This is a genomic window from Klebsiella sp. MS 92-3, from assembly GCF_000195655.1.
Lineage (GTDB): Bacteria > Pseudomonadota > Gammaproteobacteria > Enterobacterales > Enterobacteriaceae > Klebsiella > Klebsiella pneumoniae.
Map to the genome: position 1 here is coordinate 5,246 of NZ_GL882828.1, position 13,567 is coordinate 18,812.

A 13,567-nucleotide genomic window follows, 5' to 3' on the forward strand; every position below is an offset into this window, starting at 1 on the left:
TGCGCGCCGCCGAAAAGCGGCGCACAGCAGAGACGTTACAGGGAGGCCGCCAGCCGCTCAACGGCCGTCAGCAATCCGGCTTCTGACACCGTGGAGTAAGAAAGACGCAGGGTACGGGTATCCGGCTTATCGTGATAGAACGCTTCACCCGGGACGTACACCACGCCGTTTTCCAGCGTTTTCTTCATCCATTCCATGGTATCGAACGGATAGCGGAAACGCGCCCACAGGAACATCCCCCCCTGCGGGCGGCTGAATTCCAGGTGCTCGCCAAGGCGGCTTTCCAGCGCATCGGCCAGCGCCACGCACTTCTTGCGGTAGTCTTCGCGAATCAACGCAATCTGGTTATCCAGCCGGTTCAGACTGAGGTATTCCGCAGTGATCACCTGCGACAGCATATTGGTATGCAGATCCGCCGCCTGCTTCACAATCACCGTCTGCTGCGCCAGCCAGTCCGGCATGACGATCCAGCCGATACGCATCCCTGGCGCGAGGATTTTCGAAAAAGTCGAGGTGTAAACCACCTGATCTTCACAGCCCAGCTCGACAGCATGCTGATAGAGCGGGCGTCTAACGGCGTCTGTAAAGCTAATTTCGCCGTAGGGATCGTCTTCCAGAATGACGAAATCATATTTTTTCGCCAGCTCAACCAGCCGGCGACGACGCGCCTCGCTCAGCGTTTTGCCGCCGGGATTGCCGAACGTCGGCACCAGGTAAACAGCTTTGACGCGGGTGGTCTCCAGCAGGTCGGCCAGCTGCTCCACCAGCATCCCGTCATCGTCGGTGTCAACGCTGAGAATATTGGCCTGCGCCAGCTGAAATACCTGCAGCGCCGCCAGATAAGTGGGACGCTCAACGACGATAGTATCGCCCGGATCGAGCAGCGTACGGGTAACGATATCCAGCGATTGCTGGGAGCCGGAGGTGATATAGACCTGGGCGGCTGAACAGGCGACGCCACGGGAGTGGCAAATTTCACTCACCGCCTGGCGCAGCGGCGGGTAGCCTTCCGTCAGACCGTACTGGAATGCGTCATTAAAACGCTCGCTCATCACCTTCTGCACCGCCAGCTCCAGGCCTTCGGTATCAAACAGTTCCGGGGCCGGAATGCCGCCGCCAAGCGAAATCACGCCGGGCAGTTTACTGTGCTTGAGAAGTTCGCGGACGGCGGAGGGCTTGAGTTCACCCGCGCGGGCGGCGAGACGCCGATCGTGCATACTATTTTCCTTTTCTGTCTTGTTGTTGTGTTAATTATCTTGGCTTTGTTGCAGGTGCTCCCCGGCAGCGCTTACCATGCCGGGGCTATCCTTTTCAGTACGTTGTCACCCGGACAGGGGTATGCCGCTACCCGGGTTTCGTACGTCATGCTTTGTCTTTCAAAACGATTAACGGCTCGATATCGCTCTCTTTTTTCACCACCAGCGACGAATCGCCGCGCAGGCAGGTACCGCCGTAGTTACCGCCGACGGTAAATGTGCACACCTGAATGTACTTACCGTCCACTTTCGGCAGGCACCACAGCTGCTGGTAGATATTCTTGCGATCGACAAACTGGCCGCTGGTCTTATCCAGAAGTTCATCCTGAGGGCCGATCAGGTCGATATTGTTCCCGCAGCGCCCGGAAATAGGCTTCACCGCATAGCCGGTTTTCGCCAGCTCGTCGTTAACCTCAAAATCGGTATCCAGCAGATAGCGATGATGCGGGAACAGCGACCACAGCACCGGCAGAATGGCTTTGTTGCCGGGGATCACCGTCCACAGGGGTTCGAATACCAATACTTCAGGACGCAGCAGGACGTCAATCAGCCGCACCTCATTCTGCGGATGTCCGGTACGAATCGGTACCGCCGCGTACTCCTCGGCGCTGACTTCACGCACCTGCTCAATGGCGGTTTCCCATGCCCAGGTTTTCCAGACGCAGTTGACCAGCCGCCCGTCGGCGTCGATCAGCTGACCGGCAGCGTCCCAGCGCAGCTCATCAAGGCCAAAGAGAATTTTGCTCTCAAAACCGGCCTGGGTCAGCGAACGCTGAATAAACTGCGCGTGGTAGTTCTCTTCCAGATCCTTGTCCTGCATGATGTGGACGAAGGGCCGCGCCCGGCTGTGTTTCCACGCCCCCGCCAGCTCATCGAGCAGACCTTCCGCCGGATTGTGGCCGGTGCCGTAGTAGCCCTGCTTCAGCCACTGTTCGAGGATCAGCCCGCCTTCGGTATGGCAGGAAGCGGAATCGGCATTGTACTCGTACACCTTCAGCCCGCGCTCGTCCATGCAAAAATCCATGCGCCCGGTGATCATATGATGACGGCGGCGCTGCCACGAGAGGCGCAGACGAGGCCAGAGAATTTTCGGAATATCGAACAGCGCCAGCAGGTTGTCATCCTTCATCACCTTATCGGTGGCGTGCAGATACATCAGGTGCAGCTCGTTGGTGGCTTTGATCAGCTCCTGTTCGGCACTTTCGCTGATGGTGAAATACTGATAGGGATCCTGGTTGATGAAATGACCGTTGGCTGCCACGTAGGCTTTCTGCAGCGGGTCTTTCTCGTTCAGCCATTTACCGCGAAACTGGCCGTTGTTTGGCAGCCGCGCGCCTTTGATGGCCATCGCCTCACCCGGCAGCACCGGCTGCGGCAGGCTGTGTTCGGTATCGGCGGTCTGGATCATCCAGCCTAAAATTTCGGTATCGGCAAAGGTATCTTTGATGGTGTACCGGCCGTCGTTGACCTCGAGGGTCAGCTCGCGGGTCCACTGCTGGCCCTGCGGCAGCGGCGAGTGAATCACGTTCTGCTCGGCGATACGCACCTTATTGCCGACAAGCTGGGTGATCACCGCCACATGGCCGGTGTGCTTAAACTCGCCCCCCTTCTGCCAGATCAGCAGCGAACCAGCGATAGGCGGACGGCGGGAGCCGTTGGCGAAGGCCTGCAGCGGCAGAATATTGTCATTGACCACTTCGCGCAGGAAACGCAGGGAGAAGATTTCATAAGCCATCCCCACATCGGTGAAGACAAAGCCATAGGTCAGGAACAGAAAGCGGCGCGCAAACTCCACGCACTGCCATTTATGCCCCATATACTCATTACCGATGTAGCTGCGAAACGTCGCGTCATCCGGGTAGTCCTGCGGATTTAAGCTACTGTAATTCGATGAATAAATCGCTACGCCACCGGGTGCATAGCCTAACAATGTCCCAAACGGGGCGTCACTGCTTGTCGATCCTTTGCTCATTTAGCCTGACCTCAAATTAATGCAGCCCGGGCAGTTGGCGAAACAAAACTCCCTCTTCTTATCCTGCCGCAGGCACTTACCAGACAGAGGTGTAACGATGATACCACTCATTCGTTTCGCTAATCGTGCCGTTAAGGAAAATAACCCTGCAGCCGGAAACAAAAGTGATATCGTTATCGGTGATATAACAAAAAAACAACGCAACATCAGGAGTCGACAATGAGCACACCCTCGCATCTGAATGCCCAACCGCTGGTCTGGGGACACGGCCCGCGGACGTTTGAGGTGTTCCTTGAGCCCACCTGCCCCTACTCTGTCCGCGCGTTTAATAAACTCGACGATCTGCTCGATGAGGTCGGCGCCGATAACGTGACCATCAAGATACGCCTGCAGTCGCAGCCGTGGCATCTGTTCTCCGGGGTTATCGTCCGCTGCATCCTCGCCGCGTCCACCCTGCCGCACGGCAGAGAGCAGGCGCATAAGGTGATGCAGGCCGTGGCCGACCATCGGGAAGAGTTTGAGTTTACCGATCACTGCAGCGGGCCGAACATGAACGCCACGCCGCAGCAAATCATTGAGCGCATTGAACGCTACAGTCACGTGCTGCTGGGGGCCGCCTTTGCCCGCCCGGAGCTGCAGGACGTGATCAAGTGGCACAGTAAATACGCCCGTCAGAACGGCATCCATGTCTCGCCGACCTTTATGGTCAACGGCCTGGTGCAGCCGGATCTGGGCAGCGGCGATGATGTCAGCGTGTGGGCCGCACGGATTATGGCCTGAGGTCACCTGCTACACTTTTTGTACATCCACGAAAAAGGCAAACCAGCATGTCAGAGCAAAACTACCAGCCACCAAAAGTGTGGGAATGGAAGCAAAACAGCGGCGGCGCGTTCGCCAACATCAACCGTCCCGTTTCCGGCGCGACTCATGAACGCGTCCTGCCGGTGGGAACCCATCCGCTCCAGCTATACTCACTCGGCACGCCCAACGGCCAGAAGGTGACGATCATGCTGGAGGAGCTGCTGGCGCTGGGCGTCAGCGGCGCGGAGTACGACGCCTGGCTGATACGCATTGGCGAAGGGGATCAGTTTTCCAGCGGCTTTGTCGAGATCAACCCGAACTCGAAGATCCCGGCCCTCAGCGACCATTCCACCACGCCGCCGACCCGGGTATTTGAGTCCGGCAACATTCTTCTCTATCTGGCGGAAAAATTTGGTTTCTTCCTGCCGAAAGATCCTGCCGGTCGCACCGAAACCCTCAACTGGCTGTTCTGGCTGCAGGGCGCGGCGCCGTTCCTCGGCGGCGGCTTCGGCCACTTCTATAACTATGCGCCAGTGAAGATCGAGTACGCGATCGACCGCTTTACGATGGAAGCCAAACGCCAGCTCGACGTGCTGGACAAACAGCTCGCCCGCGGTCGCTATGTGGCCGGCGAGGAGTACACCATCGCCGATATGGCTGTCTGGCCGTGGTATGGCAACGTAGTGCTGGGCAATGTCTATAACGCGGCGGAGTTCCTCGACGCCGGGAGCTATAAAAACGTGCTGCGCTGGGCGCAGGATGTCGGCAACCGCCCGGCCGTCAAGCGCGGACGCATCGTCAACCGCACCAACGGCCCGCTCAATGAGCAGCTGCATGAGCGCCATGACGCCCGCGACTTTGACACCCAAACGGAAGATAAGCGCCAGGCGTAAGGTCTTCACCCTTTCCCGTGGACGGGAAAGGGTTCCCACTACAGGACGGTTCCGCCTGCGAAGCCGTCCTGTTTAGCTTTCCAGCCGATAGCCCGCCAGAAAATAGCGCATCGCCATACCCGACCCACCTTCTTTGAAGAAATCCATCACCATATCTCTGTCAAGGCCATAGCGACGGGTGAGGATCCCCGCCTCCCACGCGCTGAGCTGGCGGTCGCCGGTTTTTTCAAACATGCGGTGCGAGTAGCCGAGCACAAACCCGCGTTTATAGTCGGCGCAAAAATTCGCCGCATGCGCGGCGGTGTCAGCATAGGATGCCTGTAGCCCCGCCATTAAGCCTTTGCCAAAATGATTTTCCATCGCGCCCTCCCAATCGTTATATAATAAATTATATAGCGTTTTTTTGAGCGAGCGGTAGCGCTATTTATGACGGTGGCGCTAGCGTAAATACTTCTCAAACCATGCCAGCGTGCGTTGCCAGGCCAGATCAGCCGCAGCCCGATCGTAGCGCGGCGTGGAATCATTATGAAAGCCGTGATTCACGCCCTGATAGAAATACGCCTCGTAGACTTTATGGTGTTCCTTCAACGCCTGTTCATAGGCAGGCCAGCCTTCATTAATGCCGCTATCGAGGCCGGCATAGTGCAGCAGCAGCGGTACTTTAATTTTATCAACCTCCTTCAGCGGCGGCTGGCGACCGTAAAACGGCACCGCGCAGGCCAGCTCCGGGATCGCCACCGCCGCCGCGTTGCTGACGCCGCCGCCGTAGCAAAAACCGGTGATACCGACCTTCCCCGTCGCCTGTGGATAGTTCGCCATAAACGCGACCGCCGCAAAAAAATCATTCATCAGCTTCACGGGATCGACTTTCTGCTGTAGGGCGCGGCCTTCATCATCATTCCCCGGATAGCCGCCGACGGCGCTCAGGCCATCCGGCGCCAGCGCGATGTACCCCGCTTTCGCTACCCGCCGGGCTACATCTTCAATATAGGGGTTCAGGCCGCGGTTCTCATGCACCACCACCACAGCGGGCGCTTTGTCGGCTATTTTTGTCGGCGTCACCAGGTAAGCCCGCACTTCGCCGTGACCGTCAGGAGAGGGATAATGAATATACTCCGGGCGGATATCCGGGTCGGTGAACGGTACCTGCTCTGCCAGGGCATAGTCGGGCTTCAGCAGATTAAACAGCGCCAGCGCGGTCATCCCGCCGACAGTATATTTCCCCGCCAGCTGGAGAAACTCGCGTTTACTGATTTTGCCGTGGGCATAGTAGTCATAATATTCGAGCAACTGCTGCGGGAAATCTTTGGCCGTTAATCGCGTCATCACCCTGCCTCCGTTGTTAAGCGCTCTTTAAGCAAAGCAGAAGCCCGGACATACGCCAGCCCAGAAAAGCATTAAACGGGGAGAAACAGCCCAGCGGCTAACACCGCCGGGAGAGAAGGGATCAGTGTTTCACTTTGGTCAGACGATCAAGGTAGCCCATCACAAAGGCCGAAAGCACGAAGGTCAGGTGGATAATCACGTACCACATCAGCTTATTGTCCGGGACGTTTTTCGCATCCATAAACACCCGCAGCAGGTGAATAGAGGAGATCGCCACGATGGAGGCGGCAACCTTATTTTTCAGCGAAGTCGCGTCCATTTTGCCCAGCCAGCTGAGTTTTTCTTTACCCTCGTTAATATCCAGCTGCGAGACAAAATTTTCATACCCGGAGAACATCACCATCACCAGCAAACCGCCCACCAGGGTCATATCCACCAGCGACAGCAGGGTCAGAATCATATCCGACTCGCTGACGCTAAAAATATGCGGCAGTATGTGGAAGATCTCCTGAAAAAATTTGATGGTCAGCGCAATCAGACCGAGCGAGAGGCCAAAATAAACCGGCGCCAGCAGCCAGCGCGAGGCGTACATAGCATTTTCCAGAAAGCGTTCCATAAGATCCTGTCAGTTAACATAAACGGCCGCCATTATATCGCAACAGGGTAACGCTTATGCAACATCAGCCGCCCGCGTCATCTGCAGGCGGCCAGAAACGGTTTCTTTAAAGTATGACCTCAAAGTCCTGCAAAGCGGAGTAGCCCTCGCTTTGTAGGCCAACCATTGAAGCAGCCAGCAGGCCAAATTTCGCGCCGACCCATTTTCCCTTCCCGGCAGCAAAACAAAGAGGAACCTTCCGCCACTCCTCCTCGGCTCGCCAGGAAAATTGACACAGGCCGCTTTCGCCTACGGCCACCTGCAGCTGACACTTGCCGCACTTAAGCTCAGCAAGAACCTGACGAGTTTCGCGCACCACGCCCGCATCGCTCATCCAACCGTGTCGCCACACGAGCCGGTAACTCCCTTGCCCAAACTCCACCAGCAAAGCGGCGTAGCGTTCGCCGTATACGATCAGGCCTCCGGCATCACCGTCCTGAGCGGCATATAACGTTACGCTTGTTTTCGCGCTAAAAGTTAGCGCCGGGAATTTCTGCAGCAACAGCTGCGGCGCCCAGTATAACGCTCTCTGTCCATCGACTTCGGATAATGGGACGCAGCGTAATCGAAGTTCGCCTTCCGCCGGCAGCAGCCACTCAGGGCTGGGGTTAGCCTGCCACTGCCACTGTATTCCCGGTTGGCCTTGCGCAAAATAGTCGCTGGTTTGCGGCGCCATTGCCGGTGAAGGCGTTAACCCTTTAGGACGCGGCCAACGTAAAACCGGCTGTCCGACGCCGCAGTTGCCAATCTGCTCACCGATACGCGGCCAGCCATCGTTACCCCAGGACATCGGCTGGAGGTGAACCACGCGGCCATAGAGGTGTAAGTCCTGGAAATGAACAAACCAGCATTCGCCCTCCTCACCCTCCACCCAGCCGCCCTGATGTGGTCCGTTTATCGAGGTGTTTCCCTGGAAAAGCACGTTTTTGGCTTCCCAGGGCCCCGTCATCTGGCGCGCGCGCAGTACCGTCTGCCAGCCATTTTCAACCCCGCCCGCAGGAGCAAAGATGTAGTACCAACCGGTGCGTTGATAAACCTTTGGCCCCTCAAGGGTAGGTAAATCGCAGCAGCCGTCATAGATAATCTGCCCTTCGCCCAGCAATTCGCTGGCGTCCGGCGCCATCGCAAACAACTGCAGTTTATGCTTGATGCCGCTGCGGCTATGGGCGAAGGCATGTACCAACCAGGCCTGACCATTGTCGTCCCAGAACGGGCAGGGATCTATCCAACCTCTGGCCTCGCGCAGGCAGTGCGCAGCGCTCCATTCCCCCCACGGATCCTCGGTATGGCAGATAAAAATACCTTCATCTGGCGTGCTGAAGCAGACCCACAGCTTGCCATCGTGCCAGCGAATCGACGGCGCCCATACGCCCTTACCCGGCTGATATCGGTCATAACCAGGTAGCGGCAGTTCATCCATAACGTGGTTGATGATAGTCCAATTAACCAGGTCCGTTGAATGCAGGATCGGTAAAGCGGGCACATGGTTAAAACTGGAAGAGACCATAAAGAAATCATCGCCTACGCGCACGATATCCGGGTCGGAATAATCGGCGCATAAGATAGGATTTTGGTATTCAGAAGGGGTCATATTTCGCATCTCCTCAGGCCTTTTCCGGAACGGCGTTTAGCGGCAAATGCGTCTCTGAATGCCCCTGCTGCTGACGCATGGACAGCTCGCGCTGAATTGTCTGCATCATTTTGTCATCCAGCTTATAGAAACGCGCCAGCCACCACAGGAGCAGGTAAGATAGTGATGGACCGAGGGTTAACAGCCCCACAATTCCCATTGTCGCCAGCGGAGTCTGCGCCGTTACGCCCGCCTGATAGCCAAATAGCCCAAGCGAAAAACCTACGGCGGCGCCAGCAACCGCCATGCCCATTTTCAAAGCAAACAGATTACCGGAATAGGATAATCCCGTGATGCGACGGCCAAACTTCCATTCGCCATAATCGGCAGCGTTGGCCATCATGTTCCATTTAAACGGCTGGTACATCTGATGGAAGAAGCCGACCAGGAAGTATAAAGGGAACACCACCGGCAGCCAGGTCGGCGGCACAAAGAACATTACGACGCCAACCAGGACCAGCAGGAGGTTGATATTTTTAAACAGCGATACCGCGCGATAGCGCTTGGCCAGCCATCCGGCGGCGATGCTGCCGATAATCGTGCCAACGACGCTGGTGGAAACAAATGCTGATTTCATGGCCGTTCCCGCCGCTGACTCCACACCGCCTAACATCAGGTAGGTTGCATAATAGAGCGTGGCGGCGCTGCGCATAACCCCGGCCATACTGGAGAAAAAAGTAATTATCGCCACAATACGCCACTGGTCATTCGCCAGCAGCTGACGGAGGTCTTCGCGTATGCTCCCCTGCTGTTCAACAGCTGGAGCCACGCGTTCTTTGGTAGAGAAGAAGCAAAAAGCCAGCATTACAATAGCGATCGCGCCCATGATTCCCATTGTCGCCTGAAAACCAAATTGCTTATTTTCTTTACCGAAAAAATCCACCAGGAACAGGGTTGCGACAGAAACCATCAGACCGGCCAGAGATGAGATCGTAAAACGATATGACTGGGCTGAAAGGCGATCCTTCTCATCACGCGTAATGACTCCGCCCAATGCGCAGTAGGGAATATTGATAAAGGTGTAACACAACATGAGTAAGGTGTAGGTCAGGTAGGCATAAACCAGTTTACCCGATGCGCCAAATTCCGGAGTCGTGAAGGTCATTACCGCCAGCACGGCATAAGGTACGGCAAACCAGATAAGCCACGGGCGAAAATGGCCCCAGCGGGTCTTTACACGGTCTGCAACAATGCCGGTTAGCGGATCGGTAATCGCATCCAGAACCCGCGTCACCAGGAACATCACTCCGACTGCGGCAGCAGAAAGCCCGTAAATATCCGTATAAAACCATGTCAGAAACATGGTTACCGAAGAGTAAACGACACCGCAGGCTGCATCCCCCATGCCATATCCCAGCTTCTCCGCAAATGACAGTTTATTATCGTGATTCACAATATAATCCCTCTCAGATGAAGTGGTATTCACTGTAGAGGCAGGATAAAAACTATCCTATTGTCATTTTTCGCATCGGGTTTATGTTTTCTGTTAACTGAGAAAGTTGTCACACATCTATAAGATTGGTCTTACAAGTTATTGCGCCACCTATTAAAAAGCTGGCGCAAGGCCAGCCTGAGGAGAAAAGTGGAAAGGGGGAGGTTACTTCGCTTTGACGGTCTCTTCGCCCACCAGCCCGATCTTGAGATAGCCCGCCTGATGCAGGGTATCCATCACTTTCATCATCGTCTCGTAATCGACGGTTTTATCCGCGCGGAAGAAGACGGTGGTATCTTTTTTGCCGGCGGTCAGGCTATCCAGGGCGTTAATCATATTCGCTTCGGTAACCGGGTCGTTGCCGAGGAACATGCTCTTATCCGCCTTCACCGACAGGTAGATGGGTTTTTCCGGTCGCGGTTGCGGCTGGCTGGAGGAGGCCGGCAGATTAACCTTCACGTCGACAGTCGCCAGCGGCGCGGCCACCATAAAGATAATCAGCAGAACCAGCATGACGTCGATAAACGGCGTCACGTTGATCTCATGCATTTCGCCGTTATCGTCCAGGTTTTCATTAAGACGCATCGCCATAGCCGATCAACCTACCCGTAATTTCTGCGCGCTGCGCACCGGCTTCACGCCGCTGGCGCTGAGGTCCAGATCGCGGCTTTGCAGCAGGAGTACCTGAGCGGCGACGTCGCCGAGCGAGGCTTTGTAGCTGCCGATCATGCGGGCGAAGATGTTATAGATGACCACCGCCGGGATGGCGGCGAACAGGCCGATGGCCGTCGCCAGCAGCGCTTCTGCGATGCCCGGCGCTACCACCGCAAGATTGGTGGTCTGGGTCTGGGCGATGCCGATAAAGCTGTTCATGATGCCCCAGACGGTACCAAACAGGCCCACAAACGGGGAAATGGCGCCGATGGTCGCCAGGTAGCCGTTACCGCGCCCCATATGGCGACCGACCGCCGCAACGCGGCGCTCAAGGCGAAAACCGGTTCGTTCCTTGATGCCTTCATTGTCTTCGGCACCGGCAGAGAGTTCGAGTTCGTTCTGCGCTTCATTGATAAGCTGGGTGGTGAGGCTTTTCGCCTCAAAGGCGCTGGCGATATCGCTGGCCTGATCGAGAGAGCGGGCTTCCGCCAGCTGCTGCTGTTCACGTTTGAGGCGACGCTTGCTGGCGAGGATTTCCGCCCCTTTACCGAAGAAGATGGCCCATGTGACGACCGACGCCAGAATCAGGCCAATCATCACCACCTTAACGACAATATCGGCATGATGATACATACCCCAAACGGAGAGATCCGCCTGCATCAAATTATTACCCACGCTCTATCTCCACGACGATAATCACAAAATCTGCCCACAATAATATCAAAACGACATCGAATTGATAGTGGTTCTCATTAGTATTTACAATGTGCAGCAAATCACGTTTATTTTCCTTGCGCTTACGCAGTAAAAAAGCGGCTAACCGCGGGCCTGGTAAAATTTTCGCCTGTATCGGCGGTGCGCTGGTACAGAAAAGCAGATTCATGTTAGTTTAGACGTCCAGACGTATAAAAACAGGTTCGTCAACATGGCTGATAAACATCTTGATACCGCGCTGGTCAACGCCGGGCGGAGCAAAAAGTACACCCAGGGCTCAGTGAACAGCGTTATCCAGCGCGCGTCATCGCTGGTTTTCGACACCGTCGAGGCCAAAAAGCACGCCACCCGCAATCGGGCCAACGGCGAGCTGTTCTACGGTCGTCGCGGCACCCTGACCCATTTCTCGCTGCAGGAAGCGATGTGCGAGCTGGAAGGCGGCGCCGGCTGCGCCCTCTTCCCCTGCGGCGCCGCGGCGGTGGCTAACACTATCCTGGCGTTTGTCGAGCAAGGCGACCATGTGCTGATGACCAATACCGCCTATGAGCCAAGCCAGGACTTTTGTACCAAAATTCTCGCCAAACTCGGCGTCACCACCAGCTGGTTCGATCCCTTAATCGGCGCCGATATCGCCCGTCTGGTTCGCCCTGAGACCCGCGTGGTGTTCCTCGAATCGCCCGGCTCGATCACCATGGAAGTGCACGATGTGCCGGCGATAGTCGCCGCCGTGCGTCAGGTCGCCCCGGAAGCGATTATCATGATCGATAACACCTGGGCGGCGGGGATCCTGTTTAAAGCCCTGGATTTTGGCATTGATATTTCCATTCAGGCAGGCACCAAATACCTGATCGGCCATTCCGACGCCATGGTGGGCACCGCGGTGGCGAACGCGCGCTGCTGGCCGCAGCTGCGTGAAAATGCCTACCTGATGGGGCAAATGCTGGACGCCGATACTGCCTATATGACCAGCCGCGGCCTGCGCACCCTGGGCGTTCGCCTGCGTCAGCATCATGAAAGCAGCCTGCGCATCGCCGAGTGGCTGGCGCAGCACCCGCAGGTGGCGCGGGTAAACCACCCCGCCCTGCCCGGCAGTAAAGGTCATGAGTTCTGGAAACGTGATTTCACCGGCAGCAGCGGGCTATTCTCGTTTGTGCTCAGCAAGCGCCTCAATGATGCCGAACTGGCGGAGTATCTCGACAATTTCAGCCTGTTCAGTATGGCCTATTCGTGGGGCGGCTTTGAGTCGCTGATTCTCGCCAACCAGCCGGAGCAAATCGCCCACATTCGACCGGATGCTGAAGTCGACTTCAGCGGCACGCTGATCCGCCTGCACATTGGTCTCGAAAATGTTGACGATCTGCAGGCGGATTTAGCAGCGGGCTTCGCGCGTATCGTGTAAAGTGACAGTCAGTGGCAACAATAGCGGACGCTTTTTAGCAAAGCGGCCGCTTTTGTTGCGCCCGGGATCAAGGTGCTCGGGCCTCTTCAGGAGTACACTAGTCAACAATACGGTACCACTTAGGAAAGTCCATGGTTGTCATTCAAGAGATTGTCGCCGCGCTGTGGCAACATGATTTTGCCGCATTGGCGAACCCTCACGTTGTGGGCGTTGTATATCTGGTTATGTTCGCGACCCTGTTTCTGGAAAACGGGCTGCTGCCCGCCTCCTTTTTACCGGGAGACAGCCTGCTGCTGCTCGCCGGCGCGCTGATTGCTAAAGGCGTCATGGACTTTGTGCCCACTATCGCCATTCTGACCGCCGCCGCCAGCCTCGGCTGCTGGCTGAGCTATGTGCAAGGGCGCTGGCTGGGCAATACGCAAACGGTGAAAGGCTGGCTGGCGCATCTGCCGCATAAGTACCATCAGCGCGCCACCTGCATGTTTGACCGCCACGGCCTGCTGGCGCTGCTCGCGGGCCGTTTTCTGGCGTTTGTCCGCACCCTGCTGCCAACCATGGCCGGGATTTCTGGCCTGCCGAACCGCCGCTTCCAGTTCTTCAACTGGCTGAGCGCCCTGCTGTGGGTCTGTGTGGTGACGGGTCTTGGCTATGCGCTGAGCATGATCCCGTTTGTGAAGCGCCATGAAGATCAGGTGATGACCTGTCTGATGATCCTGCCGATTGCCCTGCTGCTGGCTGGCCTGCTCGGCACGCTGTTCGTGGTCATTAAAAAGAAATATTGCAGCGCCTGACGCTTACCTGCCCGGGGGGCGGGGCCCCCCCCCCCCCCCCCCCC

General features: G+C 56.6%; 15 protein-coding genes. 4 read left to right on the forward strand and 11 right to left on the reverse strand.

The window, feature by feature from the left end; all coding sequences use genetic code 11:
* Positions 1-35: 35 nt before the first annotated feature.
* The 3 genes from HMPREF9538_RS09485 to HMPREF9538_RS32365 all read right to left on the reverse strand — a co-directional run bounded on the left by HMPREF9538_RS09485 (position 36) and on the right by HMPREF9538_RS32365 (position 3,427).
* Entirely contained in the window at positions 36-1,217 is a 1,182-nt protein-coding gene (locus HMPREF9538_RS09485) for a PLP-dependent aminotransferase family protein (protein WP_009485591.1), read from the reverse strand.
* A gap of 145 nt (positions 1,218-1,362) precedes the next feature.
* A complete protein-coding gene (gene gss, locus HMPREF9538_RS09480; protein ID WP_002916740.1) occupies positions 1,363-3,228 on the reverse strand; it encodes a bifunctional glutathionylspermidine amidase/synthase in 1,866 nt (621 codons plus the stop codon).
* 76 nt (positions 3,229-3,304) lie between these two features.
* Positions 3,305-3,427 carry a hypothetical protein gene (locus HMPREF9538_RS32365; protein WP_004217169.1) on the reverse strand — a complete coding sequence of 41 codons (123 nt, stop codon included), beginning with the start codon at positions 3,425-3,427 and terminating at the stop codon, positions 3,305-3,307.
* Between the two features lie 20 nt (positions 3,428-3,447).
* On the opposite strand from HMPREF9538_RS32365, the gene HMPREF9538_RS09470 reads away from it, so the two are divergent.
* Positions 3,448-4,008, forward strand: coding sequence for a DsbA family protein (locus HMPREF9538_RS09470; protein WP_004150918.1), 561 nt, complete (start codon positions 3,448-3,450; stop codon positions 4,006-4,008).
* A 47-nt stretch (positions 4,009-4,055) separates the two neighbouring features.
* Positions 4,056-4,922: a glutathione-dependent disulfide-bond oxidoreductase gene (gene yghU, locus HMPREF9538_RS09465; RefSeq protein WP_002916742.1), complete on the forward strand. Its 867-nt coding sequence runs from the start codon at positions 4,056-4,058 to the stop codon at positions 4,920-4,922.
* A 72-nt stretch (positions 4,923-4,994) separates the two neighbouring features.
* Here the strand turns inward: yghU and HMPREF9538_RS09460 are convergent, their stop codons facing one another.
* From HMPREF9538_RS09460 to HMPREF9538_RS09425, 8 genes are all read right to left on the reverse strand, one after another.
* A complete protein-coding gene (locus tag HMPREF9538_RS09460; RefSeq protein WP_002916743.1) occupies positions 4,995-5,282 on the reverse strand; it encodes a DUF2623 domain-containing protein in 288 nt (95 codons plus the stop codon).
* 78 nt (positions 5,283-5,360) lie between these two features.
* Positions 5,361-6,248: a YghX family hydrolase gene (gene yghX, locus HMPREF9538_RS09455; protein ID WP_009485592.1), complete on the reverse strand. Its 888-nt coding sequence runs from the start codon at positions 6,246-6,248 to the stop codon at positions 5,361-5,363.
* Between the two features lie 121 nt (positions 6,249-6,369).
* On the reverse strand, positions 6,370-6,864 hold the full coding sequence (locus tag HMPREF9538_RS09450; protein ID WP_004105804.1) for a TIGR00645 family protein: 495 nt from the start codon (positions 6,862-6,864) through the stop codon (positions 6,370-6,372).
* Positions 6,865-6,970: 106 nt separating this feature from the next.
* Positions 6,971-8,494, reverse strand: a complete 1,524-nt coding sequence (locus tag HMPREF9538_RS09445) for a glycoside hydrolase 43 family protein (RefSeq protein WP_009485593.1) — start codon at positions 8,492-8,494, stop codon at positions 6,971-6,973.
* 13 nt (positions 8,495-8,507) lie between these two features.
* On the reverse strand, positions 8,508-9,926 hold the full coding sequence (locus HMPREF9538_RS09440; RefSeq protein WP_009485594.1) for a glycoside-pentoside-hexuronide (GPH):cation symporter: 1,419 nt from the start codon (positions 9,924-9,926) through the stop codon (positions 8,508-8,510).
* 204 nt (positions 9,927-10,130) lie between these two features.
* A complete protein-coding gene (gene exbD, locus HMPREF9538_RS09435; RefSeq protein WP_002916785.1) occupies positions 10,131-10,556 on the reverse strand; it encodes a TonB system transport protein ExbD in 426 nt (141 codons plus the stop codon).
* 6 nt (positions 10,557-10,562) lie between these two features.
* Positions 10,563-11,294, reverse strand: coding sequence for a tol-pal system-associated acyl-CoA thioesterase (exbB, locus tag HMPREF9538_RS09430; protein WP_004174395.1), 732 nt, complete (start codon positions 11,292-11,294; stop codon positions 10,563-10,565).
* Positions 11,287-11,502: a hypothetical protein gene (locus HMPREF9538_RS09425; protein ID WP_009485595.1), complete on the reverse strand. Its 216-nt coding sequence runs from the start codon at positions 11,500-11,502 to the stop codon at positions 11,287-11,289. Before HMPREF9538_RS09425 ends, exbB begins: the two co-directional genes overlap by 8 nt.
* Before the next feature lie 42 nt (positions 11,503-11,544).
* On the opposite strand from HMPREF9538_RS09425, the gene metC reads away from it, so the two are divergent.
* Together metC and yghB are read left to right on the forward strand one after the other, a co-directional pair.
* Entirely contained in the window at positions 11,545-12,732 is a 1,188-nt protein-coding gene (gene metC, locus HMPREF9538_RS09420; RefSeq protein ID WP_004149836.1) for a cystathionine beta-lyase, read from the forward strand.
* 131 nt (positions 12,733-12,863) lie between these two features.
* Complete coding sequence (gene yghB / locus HMPREF9538_RS09415; RefSeq protein WP_002916791.1) at positions 12,864-13,523, forward strand: DedA family general envelope maintenance protein YghB; 660 nt, start codon at positions 12,864-12,866, stop codon at positions 13,521-13,523.
* Positions 13,524-13,567: the final 44 nt, after the last annotated feature.

What these genes read in the sequence shown, in the direction of transcription:
- gss (WP_002916740.1), bottom strand. Translation starts at nt 3,228, where the DNA reads ATGAGCAAAGGATCGACAAGCAGTGACGCCCCGTTTGGGACATTGTTA.
- exbD (WP_002916785.1), bottom strand. Translation starts at nt 10,556, where the DNA reads ATGGCGATGCGTCTTAATGAAAACCTGGACGATAACGGCGAAATGCAT.
- yghX (WP_009485592.1), bottom strand. Translation starts at nt 6,248, where the DNA reads ATGACGCGATTAACGGCCAAAGATTTCCCGCAGCAGTTGCTCGAATAT.
- HMPREF9538_RS09470 (WP_004150918.1), top strand. Translation starts at nt 3,448, where the DNA reads ATGAGCACACCCTCGCATCTGAATGCCCAACCGCTGGTCTGGGGACAC.
- yghB (WP_002916791.1), top strand. Translation starts at nt 12,864, where the DNA reads ATGGTTGTCATTCAAGAGATTGTCGCCGCGCTGTGGCAACATGATTTT.
- HMPREF9538_RS09485 (WP_009485591.1), bottom strand. Translation starts at nt 1,217, where the DNA reads ATGCACGATCGGCGTCTCGCCGCCCGCGCGGGTGAACTCAAGCCCTCC.
- HMPREF9538_RS09450 (WP_004105804.1), bottom strand. Translation starts at nt 6,864, where the DNA reads ATGGAACGCTTTCTGGAAAATGCTATGTACGCCTCGCGCTGGCTGCTG.
- HMPREF9538_RS09460 (WP_002916743.1), bottom strand. Translation starts at nt 5,282, where the DNA reads ATGGAAAATCATTTTGGCAAAGGCTTAATGGCGGGGCTACAGGCATCC.
- HMPREF9538_RS09425 (WP_009485595.1), bottom strand. Translation starts at nt 11,502, where the DNA reads ATGAATCTGCTTTTCTGTACCAGCGCACCGCCGATACAGGCGAAAATT.
- metC (WP_004149836.1), top strand. Translation starts at nt 11,545, where the DNA reads ATGGCTGATAAACATCTTGATACCGCGCTGGTCAACGCCGGGCGGAGC.
- HMPREF9538_RS09445 (WP_009485593.1), bottom strand. Translation starts at nt 8,494, where the DNA reads ATGACCCCTTCTGAATACCAAAATCCTATCTTATGCGCCGATTATTCC.
- yghU (WP_002916742.1), top strand. Translation starts at nt 4,056, where the DNA reads ATGTCAGAGCAAAACTACCAGCCACCAAAAGTGTGGGAATGGAAGCAA.